The organism is Stenotrophomonas sp. PA-6-5C, from assembly GCF_021605635.1.
GTDB lineage: Bacteria > Pseudomonadota > Gammaproteobacteria > Xanthomonadales > Xanthomonadaceae > Stenotrophomonas > Stenotrophomonas lactitubi.
In genome coordinates this window covers 100,097-120,645 of the sequence record NZ_WKEE01000006.1, presented here as the reverse complement: position 1 = coordinate 120,645, position 20,549 = coordinate 100,097, and the positions used below count along the sequence as shown (strand labels likewise).

At 67.7% G+C, this 20,549-nt stretch carries 15 protein-coding genes; 6 read left to right on the top strand and 9 right to left on the bottom strand.

From position 1 onward, the window contains the following. Positions 1 to 175: 175 nt before the first annotated feature. Positions 176 to 1,033, bottom strand: coding sequence for a methyltransferase (locus tag GIW57_RS04120; protein ID WP_236509223.1), 858 nt, complete (start codon positions 1,031 to 1,033; stop codon positions 176 to 178). 169 nt (positions 1,034 to 1,202) lie between these two features. Between GIW57_RS04120 and GIW57_RS04115 the strand changes: the two genes are divergently transcribed. Then, the gene (locus tag GIW57_RS04115; RefSeq protein WP_099819859.1) at positions 1,203 to 2,159 is read left to right on the top strand and encodes an aldo/keto reductase; all 957 of its coding nucleotides are present in this window, start codon (positions 1,203 to 1,205) and stop codon (positions 2,157 to 2,159) included. Positions 2,160 to 2,225: 66 nt separating this feature from the next. On the opposite strand, the gene GIW57_RS04110 is transcribed toward GIW57_RS04115, so the two are convergent. Beyond that, a complete protein-coding gene (locus tag GIW57_RS04110) occupies positions 2,226 to 3,131 on the bottom strand; it encodes an NAD(P)/FAD-dependent oxidoreductase (RefSeq protein ID WP_236509222.1) in 906 nt (301 codons plus the stop codon). Continuing rightward, entirely contained in the window at positions 3,121 to 3,576 is a 456-nt protein-coding gene (locus tag GIW57_RS04105) for an Rrf2 family transcriptional regulator (protein ID WP_100462035.1), read from the bottom strand. Before GIW57_RS04105 ends, GIW57_RS04110 begins: the two co-directional genes overlap by 11 nt. Before the next feature lie 183 nt (positions 3,577 to 3,759). Between GIW57_RS04105 and GIW57_RS04100 the strand changes: the two genes are divergently transcribed. Next, positions 3,760 to 5,880: a methyl-accepting chemotaxis protein gene (locus tag GIW57_RS04100; protein WP_329605740.1), complete on the top strand. Its 2,121-nt coding sequence runs from the start codon at positions 3,760 to 3,762 to the stop codon at positions 5,878 to 5,880. 91 nt (positions 5,881 to 5,971) lie between these two features. Here the strand turns inward: GIW57_RS04100 and GIW57_RS04095 are convergent, their stop codons facing one another. Then, positions 5,972 to 6,874, bottom strand: a complete 903-nt coding sequence (locus GIW57_RS04095) for a LysR family transcriptional regulator (protein ID WP_100462033.1) — start codon at positions 6,872 to 6,874, stop codon at positions 5,972 to 5,974. Positions 6,875 to 6,979: 105 nt separating this feature from the next. Here GIW57_RS04095 and GIW57_RS04090 point away from each other — a divergent pair, with 105 nt between their 5' ends. Next, positions 6,980 to 8,194, top strand: coding sequence for an MFS transporter (locus GIW57_RS04090; protein ID WP_236509221.1), 1,215 nt, complete (start codon positions 6,980 to 6,982; stop codon positions 8,192 to 8,194). 85 nt (positions 8,195 to 8,279) lie between these two features. Continuing rightward, a complete protein-coding gene (dkgB, locus tag GIW57_RS04085) occupies positions 8,280 to 9,089 on the top strand; it encodes a 2,5-didehydrogluconate reductase DkgB (RefSeq protein ID WP_236509220.1) in 810 nt (269 codons plus the stop codon). 116 nt (positions 9,090 to 9,205) lie between these two features. On the opposite strand, the gene GIW57_RS04080 is transcribed toward dkgB, so the two are convergent. Next, positions 9,206 to 9,913 (bottom strand): alpha/beta hydrolase, encoded by a 708-nt coding sequence (locus GIW57_RS04080; protein ID WP_180165000.1) that lies wholly within the window; start codon positions 9,911 to 9,913, stop codon positions 9,206 to 9,208. A gap of 45 nt (positions 9,914 to 9,958) precedes the next feature. Between GIW57_RS04080 and GIW57_RS04075 the strand changes: the two genes are divergently transcribed. Then, on the top strand, positions 9,959 to 10,339 hold the full coding sequence (locus GIW57_RS04075) for a YbjQ family protein (protein WP_100462026.1): 381 nt from the start codon (positions 9,959 to 9,961) through the stop codon (positions 10,337 to 10,339). A 53-nt stretch (positions 10,340 to 10,392) separates the two neighbouring features. Here the strand turns inward: GIW57_RS04075 and GIW57_RS04070 are convergent, their stop codons facing one another. Then, positions 10,393 to 13,113, bottom strand: coding sequence for a bifunctional acetate--CoA ligase family protein/GNAT family N-acetyltransferase (locus GIW57_RS04070; RefSeq protein ID WP_236509219.1), 2,721 nt, complete (start codon positions 13,111 to 13,113; stop codon positions 10,393 to 10,395). A gap of 178 nt (positions 13,114 to 13,291) precedes the next feature. Continuing rightward, positions 13,292 to 14,662 (bottom strand): magnesium transporter, encoded by a 1,371-nt coding sequence (gene mgtE, locus GIW57_RS04065; protein ID WP_025877611.1) that lies wholly within the window; start codon positions 14,660 to 14,662, stop codon positions 13,292 to 13,294. Positions 14,663 to 15,004: 342 nt separating this feature from the next. On the opposite strand from mgtE, the gene GIW57_RS04060 reads away from it, so the two are divergent. Then, positions 15,005 to 16,783 carry a monovalent cation:proton antiporter-2 (CPA2) family protein gene (locus GIW57_RS04060; protein ID WP_180164995.1) on the top strand — a complete coding sequence of 593 codons (1,779 nt, stop codon included), beginning with the start codon at positions 15,005 to 15,007 and terminating at the stop codon, positions 16,781 to 16,783. A gap of 117 nt (positions 16,784 to 16,900) precedes the next feature. Here GIW57_RS04060 and GIW57_RS04055 read toward each other — a convergent pair whose 3' ends face one another. Both GIW57_RS04055 and GIW57_RS04050 read right to left on the bottom strand, forming a co-directional pair. Continuing rightward, entirely contained in the window at positions 16,901 to 20,239 is a 3,339-nt protein-coding gene (locus GIW57_RS04055; RefSeq protein WP_236509218.1) for an ankyrin repeat domain-containing protein, read from the bottom strand. Continuing rightward, on the bottom strand, positions 20,232 to 20,492 hold the full coding sequence (locus tag GIW57_RS04050; RefSeq protein WP_100462022.1) for a YcgL domain-containing protein: 261 nt from the start codon (positions 20,490 to 20,492) through the stop codon (positions 20,232 to 20,234). Before GIW57_RS04050 ends, GIW57_RS04055 begins: the two co-directional genes overlap by 8 nt. Positions 20,493 to 20,549: the final 57 nt, after the last annotated feature.

Sequence of the window (20,549 nt, the reverse complement as noted above, 5' to 3'; positions counted from 1 at the left end):
ACGGGCGCGGCAGGCGGCGGGTAAGGCATTGTCCCACGCCGCGCGTCGTGCAACCGACCTGTAGAGCCGAGCCGATGCTCGGCTGCTGTTGCGATCCGTCGCGCTGTGCGCGATGAGCCGAGCATGGGCTCGGCTCTACACTGTGGCATCCGCGCTGGCAGTACGACGTGCCGGCTTACGGCTTCACGAAACGCAGGGTCATGCGATCGCTTTCACCGATGGCCTGGTACTTGGCGTCATCTGCCTTGTCATGCTGGTTGGTCGGCGGCAGGGTCCAGACGCCATTCGGATGGTCCTTGGTATCGCGCGGGTTGGCATTGACCTCGGTGCGCGCATCCAGCTTGAAACCGGCGGCCTCGGCCATTGCGATCACCTGCTGCTGGCCCACATAACCGGTGTCGTCAGCGTCGGCCACGTCGGCCTTGGCGCGGTGCTCGACCACGCCGAGCACGCCGCCCGGCTTGAGCACGTTGAAGAAGCCCTGGAACATGCCCTGCGCCTGGCCGGCCTTGCGCCAGTTGTGCACGTTGCGGAACGTCAGCACCACATCGGCCGAGTTGGCCGCGCCGAACACCGGTTTGGTCGGGTCGTAGGCGACCACGGCGGTCTTGTCGAACTGTGCCGGTGCGGCGGCGTACTTCTTTTCCAGGCTGTCGCGGCTGCGCTGCTGGTAGTCGCGGCCGCGGCCTTCCGCCACAGCCTGCGGATCGACCACCGCAGCGATGTAATGGCCCTTGTCGCGCAGCAGCGGCGCCAGGATTTCCGAGTACCAGCCATTGCCGGGCGTGATCTCGATGACGGTCTTTTCCGGCGCCACGCCGAAGAAGCCCAGCGTCTGCGCAGGATGACGGAAACCGTCGCGCTTGACGTTGGCCGGGTCGCGGGTCGAGGCCTTCACTGCCGCATCGATCGCCGGCGACACCTGGATCTTTGCCGGTGCGACCGTAGCCGGCGCAGCGAATGCGGGAACGGCGACCAGCAGCGCCGAGGCAAGCAGCACGCGGCAACCACGCAGGGATGAGGCAGCAATCATCGGGGCGACTCCAGCGGAAGATGCGGCGAGACTAGCAGCCGCCGCGCCGCAGGTGTTCACAAAACGTTAGCCGCGTGCACGTCGCGGAACACAGTTTTGTGGTCAGCGCCGCAGCGCGGTCACACATCGCGCTCTATCCTGAAGGACTTCCCCCAAGGAGTCCGTGCCCATGACGGCAATCCGCGAACTGGGCCGTTCCGGCCTGCATGTAGCTCCGCTCGCCTTCGGTGGCAACGTATTCGGCTGGAGCGCCGATGAGAAGGCCAGCTTCGCCCTGCTGGATGCCTTCGTCGATGCCGGCTTCAACCTGGTCGACACCGCCGATGTGTACTCGGCGTGGGTGCCGGGCAATCAGGGTGGCGAGTCGGAGACGCTGCTCGGCAAGTGGTTCGCGCGCAGCGGCAAGCGCGACAAGGTGGTGCTGGCGACCAAGGTAGCCAAGTGGGCCGAGCGGCCCGGCCTCACTCCGGACAACATCAATGCAGCGGTGGAGGATTCGCTGCGTCGCCTGCAGACCGATGTGATCGATCTGTACCAGGCCCACGAGGACGATGAATCCACGCCGCTGGAAGCCACCCTGGCTGCGTTCGGTCGCCTGATCGAGGCAGGCAAGGTGCGCGCCATCGGTGCATCCAACTACAGCGCCACGCGCTTGGCCGAAGCGCTGAAGGTGTCCACCGACTACAAGCTGCCGCGTTACGAAACCCTGCAGCCGGAGTACAACCTGTACGACCGCGCCGGCTACGAGAAGGAGCTGGAGCCGCTGGTGCAGCGCGAGCAGATCGGCGTGATCAATTACTACGCACTGGCCAGTGGCTTCCTCAGTGGCAAGTACCGCACGCCGGACGATGCCGGCAAGAGCAGCGCGCGTGGCGCCACCGTGGTCAAGCGCTATCTGAACCCGCGCGGCCTGCGCATCCTGCAGGCGCTGGATGATGTGGCCAGCAAGCACAACGCCACTGCCGCGCAGATCGCGCTGGCCTGGCAGATCGCACGGCCGTCGATCACCGCACCGATTGTCAGCGCCACCAGCGTGGAACAGCTGCACGACCTGCTGGCGGCGGCGAACGTGGCGTTGAGCGTACAGGACGTGGCGCAGCTGGATGCGGCCAGCGTGGAAGGCTGAGGAAGGACGGTGCCGACCAACGTCGGCACCGTTCAGTAGATCCACGCCACGCGTGGATGCAGCAGCTCAACGCGGCAGACTGTCTTCGCCGACCAGCGCATGGTGCACGCCGATACCCGCGCGCACCCCTTCGGCCATGGCCAGGGTGATGTTGCCGACCGTGGTCGCATCACCGGCCGCATGGACGTTCGGCACCGAGGTCTGTTTCATCATGTCCACCTCGATCAGCACGCCCAGCGGACTTTCCACCAACGCGCAGCCCAGCTGCTGCACCAGCGGCGTGGCCATCGCCTGGCCGGCAGGCACGAACAGCGCACGCTGGGCGATGCGCCGGCCATCGGCAAGTTCCACTTCCAGCCAGGTGGGCTGCTCACCGTGCACGCCGATGACCGGCGTGGTTTCGATCTGCACGCCGCGCTGCTGCATGGCGGCCAGTTCCTCGTCGCTGATCGGCAGGCCCTGGCTGAAGAAGGTGACGTTGCCCCAATCGGCGAACAACGGCGCCTTGCCGGCCGACATCGGATGGCCGCCGAGCAGGCCGATCGAACCGCCACCCACTTCGTAACCGTGGCAATACGGGCAATGCAGCACGGTGCTGCCCCAGCGTTCGGCCATGCCGGGCAGTTCGGGCAGCTGGTCGGCGATGCCGGTGGCCAGCAGCAGCTTGCGCGCGGTCAGCACCTGGCCGTCGGCGGTATGCACCTCAACACCCTCGGCGCTGGCCGTGGCCCGCACGGCTTCGGCATTCAGCCAGCGCACGGTCGGGTAATCCAGCAGTTGCTGGCGTGCGTTCCTCAGCAACTCGGCGCCACTGATGCCGTCCATGCCCAGCACGCCATGCGAATGGCCGGCGAAGCGGTTTCGCGGCGAACCCGCGTCGATGATCGTGACCGGCCGGCGCGCACGCGCCAGGATCAGACCGGCGGCGATACCGGCGTAGCTGCCGCCGACGATGAGGACATCAGGATTCATGGTGACCTTCCAGGGAACGGTGGTGGGCAAGATGGCGGGCGAAGTCGGCGCCAAGCTGGTCGAGGGTGGTTGCCTGCAGCCGCTGCTCGAGCAGGCGCTGTGCTTCGCGGGCACTCTCCAGGAGGGCCTGGTTGACCAGCTGCTGGATCGGGCAGCCGCCCATGCCTTCGCGGGTACCGACCTGGACCATCGGCGGCGCGCCGATGGCCTGGTAGACGTCGTGCAGGGTGATCGTCGCCGCATCGCGGGCGAGCTGGCTGCCGCCACCGTGGCCGCGCGTGCTGCGGACCAGGCCAGCCTTGTGCATCTGCGCCAGCAGGCGGCGGATCACCACCGGATGGGTCGGCAGGCAGGTGGCCAGCTGTTCGGAGGTTCGCGGCCCGTGTTGGCCGACCAGATGGGCCATCACGTGCAGGGCATCGGAGAGCGGATTCGCGGATTTCATGTAACTAAGATAGTTACATTTAAACCAGCTGTCGAGGGTCTGCTTTCGTTCCATATGGACACATTTGTCCTATTAAACACACCCTTCACATCACTAAACAGAACGGGAATGTGACACGCATCGCACTTCAGAGACCTAAAGGATGGTCGATACCGCATCGCACCCCTTCCGAGATCTCGTCCCATGAAAGCCTCTTCCCATGCGCCGCGGCTGCAGTCGAAGCTGCTCGGCGCCGTTTCTGTTGGTCTGGCCGTTGTCCTGGTATGCGCCCTGGCGGGCCTGGCGTCTGCCTGGTTGAAGCTGTCCACCGAAGTCCCTCCGGAGGTCGCCCACAGCCGCGACGCCGAGCGCCTGCAGCGTGAGTTCCGCGGGCAGGTGCAGGAATGGAAGAACGTGCTGCTGCGCGGCCACGATGACGCGTTGCGCCAGCACCACCTGCAGGCCTTCGACAGCGAAGGCCGCCTCGTTGCCGAACTGGCCAAAGGCCTGACGGCCAGTCCCGATGCGCGCACGCGTGAACTGGCGCAGGCGTTTTCCGGCCTGCATGCTCAATTGCAGCTGGATTACCACGCGGCACTGCAGGCCTTCGCTGACGCCGACTATGATCCTGCGGCCGGCGATTCGCTGGTGCGTGGCAAAGACCGTCCGGCGGCCAGCGCGCTGGATGCCCTGAGCACGCGTGCCACCGCGGTTGCCGAGACCGCAGTGACCGCGCGCTCGCAGCAGGCACGGCAGACGCTGCTGCTGTGCGCCGCACTGACCATTGGCGCGGCCGTGCTGCTGTTGATGGGCCTGGGCTGGTGGCTGCGGCGTGCCGTGGTGCAGCCGGTGCTGGCCGTGGAAGCGGCCGCACGTGCGGTCGCTGCCGGCGATCTCGACTACCACGTGCAGGTGCGCAGCCGCGACGAGATCGGTCGCCTGGCGCAGGCGATGCAGGCCGTGCAGAGCACGGTGCGTGGCGTGCTCGACGCGCAGACTGCGATGGCCAAGGCACACGACGCCGGCACGATCAGCCACCGCATGGACAGCAGCGCCTTCCCCGGTGCCTACGGCACGATGGTGGCCGACACCAACACCCTGGTCGATGCGCACATCCAGGTGAAGATGCGCGCGATCGCGATCATGGGCCGCTATGCGGTGGGCGACCTCAGCCTGGACATGGAGCGTCTGCCGGGCGAAAAGGCGGTGATCACCCAGGCGCTGGATGCGGTCAAATCCAACCTCGGCGCGATCAACGGCGAGATCCGCCGCTTGGCCGAAGCCGCTGCCGCAGGCGACTTCAGCCAGCGCGGCGACAGCGCGCGCTTCGAGCATGATTTCCGCGCGATGGTCGATGGCCTGAACCGGTTGATGCAGACCACCGAACACAACCTCGGCGAGGTCTCGACCATGCTGCGCGCCATTGCCGATGGTCGCCTGGGCGCACGCATGCACGGCGATTTCCAGGGCGTGTTCGCCCGCATTGCCGGCGATGCCAACACCACGGCGGCGCAGCTGGCCACGATCGTCACCGACATCAAGCACGCCTCGGGCAACATCCACACCGCCGCGGCCGAGATTGCCGCCGGCAACAACGACCTGTCGCGCCGCACCGAACAGCAGGCGGCGAACCTGGAAGAAACCGCTGCATCGATGGAAGAACTGACCTCCACCGTGCGCCAGAACGCCGAGCATGCGCGGCAGGCGAACCAGCTGGCGATCGGTGCACACAGCGTGGCTTCGCATGGCGGTGAAGTGGTCGGCCAGGTCGTGGCGACGATGGATGCGATCGAAGGCTCCTCGCGGCAGATCGCCGACATCATCAGCGTGATCGACGGCATCGCATTCCAGACCAACATCCTGGCGTTGAATGCGGCGGTGGAAGCAGCGCGTGCCGGTGAGCAGGGCCGCGGCTTCGCGGTGGTCGCCAGTGAAGTGCGCACGCTCGCGCAGCGGTCGGCGGCGGCAGCCAAGGAAATCAAATCGCTGATCGAGGCGTCGGTGGAACAGGTGGGCCACGGTGCGCAGCGTGTGCGCCAGGCCGGCGACACCATGGCCGAGATCGTCGCTTCGGTGCAGCGCGTGACCGACATCATGGCCGAGATCTCCGCTGCCTCGCAGGAGCAGTCGGCCGGCATCGAGCAGGTCAGCCAGACCATCATCCAGATGGACGGCACCACCCAGCAGAATGCCGCGCTGGTGGAAGAAGCGAGCGCGGCGGCGCGCAGCCTGGAACAGCAGGCGAACCGGTTGATCGACTCGGTGGATGTGTTCGATCTGTCGACCACGGCGGCGGCGAAGGGTGCCTTGGCGCGCGCGGCCTGATTCTTTGCAGGCAGCCGAGCATGGGCTCGGCTCTACACCGGGCCGTCGATCGTTCCGGGCTCTGTAGAGCCGAGCGTACGCTCGGCTCACATCAGCGCAGGTAATCCGATGCGGCCATCGCTTCACCCAGGTAATCCAGGAACGAGCTGATCCGGGCCGATACGGCCGTGTTGCGGTAGTAGACCGCATGGATCGGCTGGTACACATCCAGCGTCTGTGCGGCCAGCACCGGCACCAGTGTGCCGGCCGCACGATCGCGTTCGGTCACGAAGTCGGACAGGCAGGTGATGCCCACGCCCTCCACCGCCAGCGTGCGCAGCGTCTCGCCGCTGGATACCGCGATATCCGGGCGCACCAGCAACTGCCCGTCGGCATCGCCCGGCAGCGGCCAGCGGTTCAGCGATTCCGGTTCGTTGAAGCTGAGCAGCGTGTGCTGGCCCAGCGCCGCCACGCTGGCCGGCTCGCCGTGCGCGGCCAGATAGCCCGGGCTGGCCAGCACCTGCAGCCGGCAGCGCCCCAGCGGCCGTGCATGCAGGGTGGAATCGGCCAGCGGACCAATGCGGATCGCCAGGTCGGTACGCCGTTCCAGCAGGTCGATGTAGCGCTCGGAACTGTTCAACTCCAGCTGCACGTCCGGATAGCGTGCGCGATAGCCCGCCACCAACGGCGCGATCACGTGCAGCACGAACGGCATCGCTGCATCCACCCGCAGCCGGCCAGCCGGACGCTCGCGGCGCGCCGCCATCTGTTCCTCGGCTGATTCCACCGCATCGATGATCGCCCGCGCATGACGCAGGTAGGCCTCGCCCTCGGCGGTCAGGTGCAGGCGGCGGGTGGTACGGGTCAGCAGGGTGGTGCCCAGCTTGTCCTCCAGCCGGCCCAGCGCGCGGCTCACGCCTGAAGGCGTCTGCCCCAGCTGTTCGGCGGCGGCGCTGATCGAGCCGCTGTCGATCACCGCGAGGAAGGCCTGCATTTCGTCGAGGGTGGTTTTCATGACGCCATTATTGACCACCAGGCAAGAGTGATTGGCGTGAAGACCGGTTTTTCGGCAAAGGTCGGCCGCGCACACTGCGCCCCTTCCTTCGCTCTGGACACTGTCATGATCCGTGGCATTCCGCTCGCCCTGCTGGCGCTGACCCTCGGCGCCTTCGCCATCGGCACCACCGAGTTCGTCATCGTCGGCCTGATCCCGACCATCGCCGCCGACCTGCAGGTCAGCCTGCCCTCGGCCGGCCTGCTGGTCTCCCTGTATGCGCTCGGCGTGGCGGTCGGCGCACCGGTGCTGACCGCACTCACCGGCCGTGTGCCGCGCAAGACCCTGCTGGTCGCGCTGATGGTGCTGTTCACCCTCGGCAACGTCATCGCGTGGGTGGCACCGGGTTACACCTCGCTGATCGTCGCCCGCATCCTCACCGGCCTGGCCCACGGGGTGTTCTTCTCCATCGGCTCGATCATCGCCACCGCCGTGGTGCCGAAGGAGAAGGCCGCCAGTGCCATCGCCATCATGTTCACCGGCCTGACCGTGGCGCTGGTGACCGGCGTACCGCTGGGTACCTTCATCGGCCAGCACCTGGGCTGGCGCGCCACGTTCCTGGCCGTGGCCGGGCTGGGCGTGATCGCGCTGCTGGGCGCCCTGCTGTTCGTGCCGCGCGGCCTGGCACAAAGCGCGCCGGCCACCTTCCGCCAGCAGCTGGGCGTGCTTGCGCAGCCGCGTCTGCTGATGGTCTACGCCATCACCGCACTCGGATACGGCGGCACCTTCCTGTCCTTCACCTACCTGACGCCGATCCTGCAGGACGTTACCGGCTTCTCGGCCAACGCGGTCAGCCTGGTGCTGCTGGTGTATGGCGTGTCGGTGGCGATCGGCAACCTGTGGGGTGGCCGCATGGCCGACCGCATGGGTCCGGTGCCCGCGCTGAAGCGCATCTTCGCGCTGCTGGCCGTGGTCCTGCTGGTGATGACCTTCACCGCCCACAACACCGGGTTGATGCTGCTGACCGTACTGGCACTGGGCGCAGTAGCGTTCGGCAACGTGCCCGGCCTGCAGGTGTATGTGGTCAAGCAGGCACAGCGCTATGCACCGCAGGCCACCGATGTGGCCTCGGGCCTGAACATCGCCGCCTTCAACATCGGCATCGCCCTGGGTGCGTCGCTGGGCGGCCTGGTGGTCGAACACATCGGCCTGATGCACACGCCGTGGCTGGGCGCACTGGTGGTGGTCGGCGCGTATGGCCTGACCGTGCTGAGTGGCCGCCTGGACCGTCGCGACGGCATCGATGATCGCGCCGACGGCATCACGGTGGCGGCGCATTGATGAGCGCAATGCACCGTTGCCGGCATGCACACGGCCCCTGCCCTACCCTTTGTGATCACCTCCTTCCCCCGCTTTGGAGTTCCCCATGACTGTTCCCGCTTTTGGTCTCGGCACCTTCCGCCTGAAAGACCAGACCGTGATCGACTCGGTGCGCAACGCACTGGACGTCGGCTACCGCGCCATCGACACCGCGCAGATCTACGGCAACGAAGCCGAGGTCGGTCAGGCCATCGCCGAGTCCGGCGTGCCGCGTGACGAGATCTACCTGACCACCAAAGTGTGGATCACCGAGTTCAAGCGCGATGCGCTGCTGGCAAGCCTGCGCACCAGCCTGGAAAAGCTGCGCACCGACCATGTCGACCTGGCATTGATCCACTGGCCATCGCCGAATGACAAGGTCGACACGCCGATGGAGGAGTACCTGACCGCGCTGGCTGAAGCCAAGGCACAGGGACTGACCAAGGAGATTGGCATCTCCAACTTCACCATCGCCCAGACCCGCAAGGCGATTGAGATCCTCGGTGCCGATGCCATCGCCACCAACCAGGTCGAGATCCATCCGTACCTGCAGAACCGCCTGCTGGTGAAGTTCCTGCAGGACAACGGCATCCGCGTCACCGCGTACATGAGCCTGGCCTATGGCGAGGTGATCAAGGACCCGGTGATCCAGGCCATCGCCGGCCGCCATCAGGCCAGCCCGGCGCAGATCGCACTGGCGTGGGCGCTGCAGCAGGACTACGCGGTCATTCCGTCGTCGACCAAGCGCGAGAACCTGGCCAGCAACCTGGAAGCGGCAGCGATCCGCCTGACCGAGGACGACATGGCGCAGATCGCCAAGCTGGACCGCGGCCATCGCTTGGCCAATCCGGAAGGCATTGCGCCGGCCTGGGATTGATCCCAGCGTCGGGCACGGGCAGGTTTTGGTAGATGCCGACCTTGGTCGGCGCTTGCCTCTGGTCGATCGATGAAACATCGTGCCGACCAAGGTCGGCACCTACCAGAAGCGTGGGTTCAGCCCTCGCCCTGCAACAACCACCCGCGCATCGCCGCACTCACCTCATCCGGCTTTTCCATCGGCGCCAGATGCCCGCAATCGGGCACCACCACCAGCTGCGAATGCGGCACCAGCGCGTGTATCTCTTCGCTCACCGCCAAGGGCGTGATGCGGTCGTTCGCACCACAGACGATCAGCAGCGGATCGCGGTAGCTGGCCAGCACGTCGTGGCCGTCGCTCCGTTCCAGCGCGCTCTGCCGCAGGAACACCTCCGCACCCAACCGCGCGGTCATGTCGCGCACGCGCTGCACCAGCACGTAGTCGTCCAGCCGCGAGGCATCGATGTAGCTGCGCATCAGCACATCGCCAAAGCCATGGAATTTCCCCGGCAGGCGCACGCTGGCACGCTGGCTGCGGCGCTGTTCGGCACGTTCCGGGGAGTCGGCATGGATCGAGGTGTCGATCAGGGCCAGCTGCAGCACGCGCTCCGGCGCGGTGCGCAGGATCTGCTGGGCGACGAAGCCGCCCAGTGAGAAACCGGCCAGCGCGAATCGCGCGGGCGCCTGCGCCAGCACGTCCTCGGCCACCGCCTGCAGGGTCTCGCCCCGGGTCTGGTCGCCCACGGTGCAGTCGGCGATATCGGCCAGGTCGGCCAGCTGCGCGCGCCAGAGTTCGGCATCGTTGAGCAGGCCGGGGAGCAGCAGCAGGGGAATACGGTCGGTCATGGCGGTATTGTGGCGCCTTCAATCCCACAAGACGACCAGACACCCATGGCCGATCCCTACAACAGTGGCACTCCCACCACCTCCGCAGCGCGCCTCGATGATTCGATGGTGACCACCGCCTTCGAGCTGCCCGGCTTCCGCATCGCGCGCAATCTGGGCGTGGTGCGCGGCATCACCGTGCGCTCGCGCTCGATCGTGGGCAACTTGCTCGGCGGCCTCCAGACGATCTTCGGCGGCAACATCACCATCTATACCGAGCTGTGCGAGCAGGCGCGCGAGGAAACCTACCGCGACATGGTGCGGCACGCGCGGCAGCTGGGTGCCAACGCGATCATCGGCATGCGCTATGACGCCACCGATGTGATGACCGGGCTGACCGAAGTGCTTTGCTATGGCACGGCGGTGGTGGTGGAACCGTTGCGCTGAATCCGGCGTTCCGCCGGGCATGGCATCAAGTGCAGCCGAGCGTGGGCTCGGCTCTACAGCGGAGGCGCAGCGACTTCGACCTGTTGTACCGGCAGCGTCACCATCATCACCGTCGGATCGTCCGGGTCCAGCCGGGTCTTGAAGCCCAGGCTCTGGCACATCGCCAGCATGGTGCTGTTCTCGCGCAGCACCTGGCCTTCCACCACGTCCAGGCCCAGCCACTTGGCGTACTCGATCATGATCGCCATCAGGCGCCAGCCGATGCCGTGACCCTTCAGATCCGAGCGGATCAGGATGCCGTACTCGCCGCGGTGATAGTCCGCATCGGCATGCAGTCGCACCGCGCCGAGCATCTCGCCGGTGCGCGGCTCAATGGCCACCAAGGCGATCGAGCGCGCGTAGTCCAGCTGGGTCAGGCGGGCGATGAACTCGTGGCTGAAGTGCTTGACCGACTGGAAGAAGCGCAGTCGCAGGTCCTCGTCACTGACACGCGCGAAGAACGCGCGGAACAATGCGTCATCTTCCGGCCGCACCGGGCGTACGAAGGCGCGACCGCCATCGGACAGTTCGATGGTGCGCTCCCATTCCTTCGGATACGGGAACACGGCGAAGCGCGGATGGCCACGCCCTTTGTGCAGGATGCGCGACGGGGCCACCGCCACGCGTGCGTCCAGCGCCAGGATGCCCTTGCTGTCGACCAGCAGCGGGTTGATGTCCAGCGTGCGCACTTCGGGAATGTCTGCTGCCAGCTGCGCCAGCTTGACCAGCGCCAGCGCCAGCGCGCGCTCGTCGGCCGCTGGCACATCACCGTAGGCCTTGAGGATGCGTGAGGCCCGGGTCTGGCCGATCAGCTCGTGGGCCAGGCGCAGGTCCAGCGGCGGTAGTGCCAGTGCCTTGTCGTTGATCACTTCCACCGCCGTGCCACCACGACCGACCACGATCACCGGGCCGAACGTAGCGTCGTCGGCGATGCCGACGATGAGCTCGCGTGCCTTCGGGCGGACGATGGTCGGCTGCACCAGCAGGCCGTCGATACGCGCGTCCGGACGCAGCTGCCGCGCACGGGCAAGGATTGCCTTGGCCGCGCTCTGCACCGCCGGCAACGTCGCCAGATTCAGGCGCACGCCATCCACTTCGGATTTGTGCGGAATATCGGGCGACAGGATCTTCAGTGCGACGGTCGCACCGCGCTCCAGCAGCGGTTGCGCCAGGTCCATCGCCTCGTGCGCATCACGTGCGTGCATCACCGGTGCAGAGGGAATGCCGTAGGCCTTCAGCAGTTCATGGGTGGCCAGCGGATCCAGCCAGCCTTGACCGTTGGCCAGCGCGGCCTCGACCAGCGCACGTGCACGCACGGTGTCCACGCTGAAGTCCTGCGGCAGGCTGGGTGGCGTTTCCATCAACGCGTTCTGTGCTTCGCGGTAACGCACCAGATGCTGGAAACCGCGCACGGCCTCCGCTTCGGTGGGATAGGTTGGCACGCGCGCCGCGTTGAGGGTGGCGGTGGCCTGGTCGTCGTTGCCCAGCCACACCGCGAACACCGGTTTGTCGCGGTGATGACGCGGGCGCAGGCCGAGCGTACGGGTAAGCGCCTGCGCGGCGTCGGCCGAGGAGGTGAACGCCGTGGGCACGTTGACCACCAGCACCGCATCGTTCTCGTTGTCGGCCAGCAGCGCCTCGATGGCCGTGGCATAGCGATCACCATCGGCATCGACCACGATGTCGACCGGGTTACTGCGCGACCAGCCCTGCGGCAGTACCGTATCGAGCTTCTGTACGGTGCTGTCGGACAGTTGCGCCAACGTGCCATGCAGGGCGATCAGCTGGTCCACCGCCAGGTGGCCGACACCGCCGCCGTTGCTGAGGATGGCCAGGCGACGCCCGGGGAAGGTGCCGAGGCGGCCCAACGACTCGGCCGCGGTGAACAGTTCATCCAGCGCGCTCACCCGCAACAGGCCGGCACGGTTGAATGCCGCGCCATAGACATCATCGGCGCGCGCCAGTGCCTGCACGTGGGTATCGGCGCTGCCCGGCTGCACCCGTTCGGCACGCCCGGACTTCACCACCACCACCGGCTTGGCACGCGCAGCAGCACGTGCGGCCGACATGAACTTGCGGGCGTCCTTGATCTGCTCGACGTAGAGCAGGATGGCGCGGGTGCGGTAGTCGGTGGCGAAATAGTCCAGCAGGTCGCCGAAATCCACGTCCATGGTGTCGCCCAGCGAAACCACGGCGGAGAACCCCACCGAACGTGCCACGCCCCACTCCACCAGGGCCGCGGCGATCGCCGAGGATTCGGAGATCAGCGCTAGGTCGCCGGCCTGCGGGAAATGCGCGGCGATGCTGGCATTGAGCCGTGCGTGCGGTGCGATCACGCCCAGGCAGTGCGGGCCGAGGATGCGCAGGCCACGTGCGCGCGCGGCGGCCTCCACCTGTGCCCACGGCGAGCCTGGGCCCTCACCCAAATGCGCGGTGAGGATGATCGCGGCCTGCACGCCACGTTCGGCAGCGGTGCGTACCACCTGCGGCACGATGGCGGCCGGCGCGGTGATCACCACCAGCTCTGGTACCCAGTCGAGGTCCTTCAAGCGTTTGACCGTGCGGATGCCATCGATCTCGGCGTGGCGCGGGTTGATCCATGCCACCTTGCCGGGGAAGCCGGTGCCACGCAGGTTGCGCATCACTGCGCGGCCGGCCGAGCGCTCACGCGGGCTGCCGCCGATCACCGCGACCGACTGCGGACGGAACACGGACTGCAGGTGGTAGGTACTCATGTGCCTACGTTACACGGACCGGCGCTGCGGCGGCATGATCGTGCGCAGGAACCTGGCATCGCATCCACGCATGGCGTGGATCTACTACGGCGGCCACGACCGATACATCCACGCATGGCGTGGATCTACACGGCTGCCAGGACCAGTAGATCCACGCCATGCGTGGATGGCGCACCCGTTACAGCAACGTGCCGTGCAGAATCATCGCGGCGATGCTGAAATAGATCACCAGGCCGGTCACATCCACCAGGGTGGCGACGAACGGGGCCGAGGCGCTGGCCGGGTCGAAGCCCAGCCGCTTGAGGATGAAGGGCAGCATCGACCCCGACAGCGAACCGAAGGTGACGATGCCCACCAGCGCGGCGCCGATGGTGATCGCCAGCAGGATCCAGTGCTCGCCGTAGTCATGGAAGCCACCGAGCTGCCAGATCACGATGCGGACGATGGCCAGGCAGCCGAGGATGGCGCCGAGCACCATGCCGGTGGGCACTTCGCGCAGGGCGACCTTCCACCAGTCACGCAGGCGCAGCTCGCGCAGGGCCAGGCTGCGGATCAGCAGCGAGGTCGCCTGCGAACCGGAATTCCCGCCCGAACTCATGATCAACGGAATGAACAGGGTCAGCACCACCGCCCGCGCCAGTTCGTCCTCGTAGTGCTGCATCGCGCTGGCGGTCAGCATCTCGCCCACGAACAGCACGCTCAGCCAGCCGGCGCGCTTGCGCAGCATCTCGAAGAAACCGATCTGCATGTAGGGCTTGTCCAGCGCTTCCATGCCGCCGAACTTGTGCGCGTCTTCGGTGGACTCTTCGATCAGTGCATCGAGGATGTCATCAACGGTGACGATGCCAAGCATGTGCTGCTGCGCGTCCACCACCGGGATCGCCAGCAGATCGTGGCGGCGGATCAGCCGTGCCACGTCTTCCTGGTCCATCTGCGCATCCACCATCACCGGCGGATTGACCTGGGCCACATCCAGGATCGATTCCTCCGGCAGGCCGGTGATCAGCCGCCGCATGGTCACCACCTGCTGCAGCTGCTGGTTGGCCGGGTCGAGAACGTAGATGGCATACACGGTCTCGCGCGTGCGCTCGACCTGGCGGATGTGCTGAAGGGTCTGGGCCACGGTCCAGGTGGCGGGCACGGCGACGAACTCGGTGGTCATCAGCGCACCGGCGGTGTTCGGCGGGTAGCTCAGCAGCTTCTGGATGGTCTGCCGGGCTTCGTTGCCCAGCAGCGGGATCAGCCGCGCGCGTTCTTCTTCATCCAGCTCGTGGACGATGTCGGTGGCACGGTCGTCGGCCATCAACCCCAGCAGCGCGGCGGCACGTGCCGGCGGCAGCGCGGCAACCAGTTCGCCACTGCGGTGCAGCTCCGGCGCCTCCAGCATCTTCACCGCACGCGGCAACGACAGCGCGGCCAGCGTCTCGGCGGCGCGCTGCAGTTCGAGCGTATTGAGGAATTCCACCGCGTCGGCGGTGTTGTAGTTCGCCAGCGGTGCCGACAATGCTGCGGCATCGGCCACCGGACGCAGCAATTGCTTCTGGTTCATGGTGATTCGCCTTCATGGGGTGCGACATCGCGCAACGCCAACGCAGGCAAACCGTCCCGATGTCAGGCGGTGGCCATCGCTGGCGTCGACCGAGGTCGACTTCTACTGTCGCTGGACATGGGTTGGGGACTCCGGAAGGGTGTACTGACGGACATGCCGGCAGCGGCGGGCAGTCTGGACCGGCGGCCGGTGCAGGTCAACCCGCGGCCGGTGACCGGGCAAGGGGCCCGCTGCCGTTCTCGTGCGTACACAGCCGCGCGCGCATAATGGCCAGGTGGCCTCCGCCGCGCTTCCCCCCGCCGAACGGACGCACAGCCGGCCTCCCGATGACCAGGTATTCCCATGCATAGCGGTGGTCTGGAACTGGCGCTGGTCCTGCTGCTGGCCGCGGTGATCGCGGTGCCGGTGTTCAAGAAGTTCGGCTTCGGCGCGGTGCTGGGCTACCTGGCGGCCGGCGTGGTGCTGGGGCCGGATGGCCTCGGCTTCGTACAGGACGCCGACCGCATCCTCGGCGCCGCCGAGATCGGCGTGGTCATGCTGCTGTTCGTGATCGGGCTGGAGCTGTCCCCTGCCCGGCTGAAGGTGATGCGGCGCTCGGTGTTCGGTGCGGGCGCGGCGCAGGTGGCGCTGTCCGGGCTGGTGCTGGGCGGCCTGCTGCTGCTCGATCACTTCCAGTGGAAGAGCGCGCTGGTGGTGGGCGTGGCGCTGGCGCTGTCGTCGACCGCGGTCGGCCTGCAGCTGCTGTCCGAGCACAAGGCGATCAACAGCGACCACGGCCGGCTGGGGTTTGCCATCCTGCTGTTCCAGGACCTGATCGCCATTCCGCTGCTGGCCGCGATTCCGCTGCTGGGCGGGGTCAAGAACGAGACGCTGCGCTGGGAAGATGCAGCCGTCGCGCTGGGCGCGCTGGCAGTGGTGATCCTGTGCGGGCGGCCGGTGCTGCGCCGCCTGTTCGGCATCATCGCGCGCACCCGCAGCCCGGAAGTGTTCACCGCCACCGCCTTGCTGGTGGTGCTGGGCACCGCCTGGTTCATGCAGGAAGCCGGCCTGAGCCCCAGCCTGGGGGCGTTCCTGGCCGGCGTGCTGCTGTCCGATTCGGAATTCCGGCACGAGCTGGAATCGCAGATCGAGCCGTTCAAGGGTTTGCTGCTGGGCCTGTTCTTCATCGCCGTGGGCATGGGCATCGACCTGGACCGCATCGCCGCCGAACCGTGGATGATCGCCGCGGGTGTGGCGATCCTGCTGGTGGTGAAGTTCAGCCTGCTGTACGCCATCGGCCGCATCGCCAAGCTCAGTTCGCGGCAGTCGCTGCTGCTGGGCAGCGTGTTGTGGTTGGGCGGCGAATTCGCCTTCGTGGTGTTCAACGAAGCGCAGCGCGCGCACCTGCTGGGCAATGCCAACCATGACCGGCTGGTGGCGATCGTCGGCCTGTCGATGGCGATCACCCCGTTGCTGATGATCGCCCTGATGCGCCTGCTCGGCGAGGAGAAGGCCGCGCCACGGCAGGCGGCGGAGGCCGACAAGGTGGCGCCGGACAATCGCCCGAAGGTGCTGATTGCCGGCATGGGCCGCTTCGGCCAGGTGATCGCGCGCCTGCTGACCGCGCAGAAGGTGCCGTTCGTGGCGCTGGAAGCGAACCCGGACACGGTGGCCGACCTGCGCCGCTTCGGCAACCAGCTGTACTACGGCGACCCGACCCGGCCGGAGATGCTGCGCGCCGCCGGTGGCGAGCACATCGACGTGTTCGTGATCACCGTGGACGACCCGGAGACCAACCTGCGCGCGGTGCGCATGGTGCGCCGCCTGTACCCGGATGCGACGGTGCTGGCACGCGCACGCAACCGCCAGCATGCGTGGCGGTTGATGGACATGTCGGCCGAACCGTTCCGCGAAGTGTTCGGTACCAGCCTGGAAATGAGCGGGCGCGTGCTGACCGCGCTGGGCGTGGCGCCGAACGTGGCCGAGCGCCATGTGCAGCAGTTCCGCGAACACGACGAGAAGCTGCTGCGCGACCAGTACCTGGTCTACGACGACGAGGCGGCGGTGATCCAGACCTCGCGCGATGCCCGCAACGACCTGATGCACCTGTTCGAAGCGGACGCGGAAAGCGACGACAAGTAGATCCACGCCATGCGTGGATGCTTCTCTGTTTCGCCGCACGATCATCCACGCATGGCGTGGATCTACTGAAAGCATCCTGCCGACCAACGGTCGGCACCCATCCAATAAGGGGCGCCTTCAGCCGTTGTCGCGCAGGAACCTGGCCATCGACGATACGCCCGGCACGCGCGGCTCGAACTCGGCGGCGACGTCGATGAAGCCGCGCATCACCGCGATCTCGCGCGGGCTGCGGTTCAAGCCATCGCGCGCTTCCGGATCGGCACCGGCGCGCAGCAGGCGCTGCACCAGCAGCGGCAGCCCGTGCAGGGCGGCCAGGTGCAACGGACCGAAGCCGCGCGGGTCGCGCACATCCAGACTCACGTCTTCATCCAGCAGGCGCTCGACAGCGGCCATCACCACCTGCTCGTCGCAGGCGGTGCCCGGTTCGGCGCGCGCACCCATCAGCAGCAGCAGCGGCGTGACCGCACCGGCAGCGGCCTGGTCCGGCTCTGCACCGGCCAGCAGCAGGGTGTCGAGCAGCGCCAGCAGGCGCGAACGGTCGCGCGCACTGAAGCCATACAGGGCCGCGCAGTGCAGCGGCGCCAGCTGCTGGGCATCGCCGGCATGCACATCGGCACCGGCGGTGAGCAGGCGCGCCACGATGTCTGGCAGGCCCAGCGCCGAGGCCAGCATCAGCACGGTGACGCCGCCTGGCAGGCGGTGTTCGAGCTGCGCACCAGCATCGAGCAGGGCCGAGACGATCTCGACCTGGCGCATGCTGACCGCCGCCGACAACGGCGTCGCACCACTGGCAGCGGCATGCTGCGGATCAGCACCGCGCGCCAGCAGCAGGTCGACCACGGCCAGATGGCCACCGCCGGCAGCACGCAGCAGCGCGGTGCAGCCCTGCGCATCAACGGCGTCGACGGCAAAGCCCAGATCATTCAAACGACGCACGGCATCGACGTCGCCGGCCATCGCGGCGGCCGGCAGATCGCCTTCGCGCAGAGTCCTGCGCGGCAGCGGCCAGACCCGCCAGTCCAGCCAGTCAGCCAGATCGCGACGACCGATCGACAGCGCCACGCCCAGCGGCGTCTGCCCATCGGCAGCACGCGCTTCGGGCGAGGCACCGTGCTGCACCAGCAGCTTCAGGGCACTTTCGCGCGCCAGTGCGGTGGCCAGATGCAGCGCGGTCATGCCATGGCTGTCGCGTGCTTCACGGTCCACGCCGGTGGTGAGCAGGGCCTGCTGCAGGCGCAGCCAACCCAGGCGCACCGCCAGTGACAGCGGCGGATCACCTGCGGGCGAGGCAGCAAACGGGTCGGCGCCGCGTTCCAGCAGTTCCAGCGCCAACTGTTCCAGGCCACGCGCCGCCTGGTCGTGCTGCGCACAGGCGGCCAGGAAACGCGCCAGGCCACCACGGCCAGCCGGCGACAGGCCATGCTGCAGCATCACCTGCAGGGCCGGCACGGCATCGATACCGCGCGACAGCAGCGCGAACATCGGCGTATCGGCACAGGCGTCGCGCACGTACGGATCGGCACCATGGGCGAGCAGCCAGTCGACCGCGCGCGGCTCCAGCGCCAGCTCCGGATCGAGCAACAGGCCGCCCAGTTCTTCGGGCTGGCACAGCCTGGCCAGTGCGGCCATGCCATCGGTATTGCCGAACCCCAGCGCCTCGCGCAGCAGGGTCAACGGCGGGCGATCAGGCAGCAGGCCGCTGGCACTGGCCGTCTCACCGCGCTCGGCCAGGCCATCGCTGACGGCGGCAGGCAACGGATAGGACGGATCCAGCAGGGCGACGATCGCCCAGCGACCGGCTTCGGCGGCGTAGTCCACCGCGCGCCGACCGGCCGGATCGCTGCCGTCGGCGGCGATGCCCAGTTCCAGCAGGCGCTTGATCAACAGCGGCGAAACATCCTCGGCCATCGTTGCCAGCAGCACCGCGTTGCGGCCATCGGTGTCGACAGCGATCAGGTCGGGCTTGTGCGGCAGCAGGTGCTCGACCACGGCGGCGCGGCCGGCACGTGCAGCTTCCAGCCACGGGGTACGGCCCAGTGCGTCGCGCGCTTCCAGGTTGGCACCGGCGGCAAGCAGCACGCCGATGATGTCCACGTGGCCAGCCAATGCCGCTTCATGCAGCGCGCTGCGGCGCTGGCGGTCACGCGCGTCGGCACGTGCCTTGTGCTTGAGCAGCAGCTGCACGCCGGCCGGATCATCGTCTTCGGTGGCGGCCGCGGCCAGCAGCACCGGGGTGCCGTCAGCCGGTTCGCTGCGGGCGCCGCGCTCCAGCAGGAAGCGCGCCAGGCGCCAGTTGCCGACCTGGCAGGCCACGGCCAACGGCGACCAGCCATCACGGTTAAGTGCGTCGACTTCAGCCGCTGCATCGCGCAGCAGCGCGGCCACGCCCGGGTCGGAACTGCGGGCGGCATGGTGCAGGGGCGTATTGCCCTCACTGTCGGTGGCGCGCGAATCAGCACCGTTGGCCAGCAAGGTCATCACCGCCTCCGGACGCCCATGCCAGCTGTCGCGGGTCGCGGCCAGCAGCGGGGTCATGCCACGGTGCGGCGCGTTCACATCGACGCCGCGGCCGATCAGCTCACGCAGCAGGCGCAGGTCCGGCAGGACAGCGGCGAGCACCGCCAGGCTGCGCTGGTCGCGCCAGTTCGGGTCAGGCAGGGAATACGGATCGGCGCCGGCCTGCAGCAGCTGCAGCGCACGGTCGATGCGGCCGTGGCGTGCGGCTTCGTACAGGGCCGGGGTCAGCTCCTGCGGCGCCAGGGCTTCCAGCGGCGTGGTGTCCACGACCGCGCTGAACAGCGTTTCGCGATCGACCGGCAGTTCAGCGCCAAGCGGGCTGCGCAGCGAGACCAGCGGCGCCGGGGCAATGCGCTGCAGCAGCAGATGCAGCAGCGGCGACAGCAGCAGCACCGCCAGTGTCGACGGCCAACGCGCGCTTGCCGGCAGCAGGTCCGGCCAGCTCGGCAGTACCACCAGTGCCGCCAGGGCCATCACCAGTGCTGCCGCACCAAGGCCACGCCAGGCGCTGAGGTCACGACCCGCCAACGCCTGCCAATGCTGGGCCAGGCCACCATCGAGACGCTCGACATCGTTCCACAGCGGCCAGGTGCGCCAGGCCGCCAGCAGGCCGGCGCTGACCAGCACGCTCAGGCCCAGCACCGCGGCAAGACTGCCGCTGTCGCGCAGCGCGGCCAGTGGCCAGGCCAGCAGCAGGGCCAGCAGCAACGGCGCGGCAGTCCACAGCGCCAGCAGTGCCGGCAGGTCCTGGCGGGCGATCACCTTCGGCGGCAGCAGCGCGCGGCTGCGTCGCCACCACGAGATTCCCAGTGCGAACGCCGGTTGGGCCAGGGCCGCCAGCACCGCGCCGGGCAGGCCACCCAGCGCAGAACCCAGCGCCAGCAAGGCACCGAGGGTGAAGGCCAGCGACAGGGCGCGGGATCGGGAAAGCTCAGTCATAGTGGCGCAGCATCATGCTGCTCACCGACGGGGGCACCTGCAGGTAGAACCCGCGCTCGGTCAGTTCGCTGCGCACCTTGGCCGGATCGGCCTGGGCCAGCTGGCGCTGCGCGTCCAGGGTCACTTCCAGCACGAAGACGAGCGCACCCAACGACGCCGACAGCGGCGCAGGCAAAGCGCTGAAGTCATCGCGTCGGGCGAGATAGACGTAGGTGTCCGGCTTGAGTTGGCTTTTATAGACGTAGGCGTGCATGTCCACGGGACGATAACCCGGGAAGAGCCGTGATTGTGTCGGAAAGCCGACACCGGG

What these genes read in the sequence shown, in the direction of transcription:
- GIW57_RS04120 (WP_236509223.1), bottom strand. Translation starts at nt 1,033, where the DNA reads ATGATTGCTGCCTCATCCCTGCGTGGTTGCCGCGTGCTGCTTGCCTCG.
- GIW57_RS04115 (WP_099819859.1), top strand. Translation starts at nt 1,203, where the DNA reads ATGACGGCAATCCGCGAACTGGGCCGTTCCGGCCTGCATGTAGCTCCG.
- GIW57_RS04110 (WP_236509222.1), bottom strand. Translation starts at nt 3,131, where the DNA reads ATGAATCCTGATGTCCTCATCGTCGGCGGCAGCTACGCCGGTATCGCC.
- GIW57_RS04105 (WP_100462035.1), bottom strand. Translation starts at nt 3,576, where the DNA reads ATGAAATCCGCGAATCCGCTCTCCGATGCCCTGCACGTGATGGCCCAT.
- GIW57_RS04100 (WP_329605740.1), top strand. Translation starts at nt 3,760, where the DNA reads ATGAAAGCCTCTTCCCATGCGCCGCGGCTGCAGTCGAAGCTGCTCGGC.
- GIW57_RS04095 (WP_100462033.1), bottom strand. Translation starts at nt 6,874, where the DNA reads ATGAAAACCACCCTCGACGAAATGCAGGCCTTCCTCGCGGTGATCGAC.
- GIW57_RS04090 (WP_236509221.1), top strand. Translation starts at nt 6,980, where the DNA reads ATGATCCGTGGCATTCCGCTCGCCCTGCTGGCGCTGACCCTCGGCGCC.
- dkgB (WP_236509220.1), top strand. Translation starts at nt 8,280, where the DNA reads ATGACTGTTCCCGCTTTTGGTCTCGGCACCTTCCGCCTGAAAGACCAG.
- GIW57_RS04080 (WP_180165000.1), bottom strand. Translation starts at nt 9,913, where the DNA reads ATGACCGACCGTATTCCCCTGCTGCTGCTCCCCGGCCTGCTCAACGAT.
- GIW57_RS04075 (WP_100462026.1), top strand. Translation starts at nt 9,959, where the DNA reads ATGGCCGATCCCTACAACAGTGGCACTCCCACCACCTCCGCAGCGCGC.
- GIW57_RS04070 (WP_236509219.1), bottom strand. Translation starts at nt 13,113, where the DNA reads ATGAGTACCTACCACCTGCAGTCCGTGTTCCGTCCGCAGTCGGTCGCG.
- mgtE (WP_025877611.1), bottom strand. Translation starts at nt 14,662, where the DNA reads ATGAACCAGAAGCAATTGCTGCGTCCGGTGGCCGATGCCGCAGCATTG.
- GIW57_RS04060 (WP_180164995.1), top strand. Translation starts at nt 15,005, where the DNA reads ATGCATAGCGGTGGTCTGGAACTGGCGCTGGTCCTGCTGCTGGCCGCG.
- GIW57_RS04055 (WP_236509218.1), bottom strand. Translation starts at nt 20,239, where the DNA reads ATGACTGAGCTTTCCCGATCCCGCGCCCTGTCGCTGGCCTTCACCCTC.
- GIW57_RS04050 (WP_100462022.1), bottom strand. Translation starts at nt 20,492, where the DNA reads ATGCACGCCTACGTCTATAAAAGCCAACTCAAGCCGGACACCTACGTC.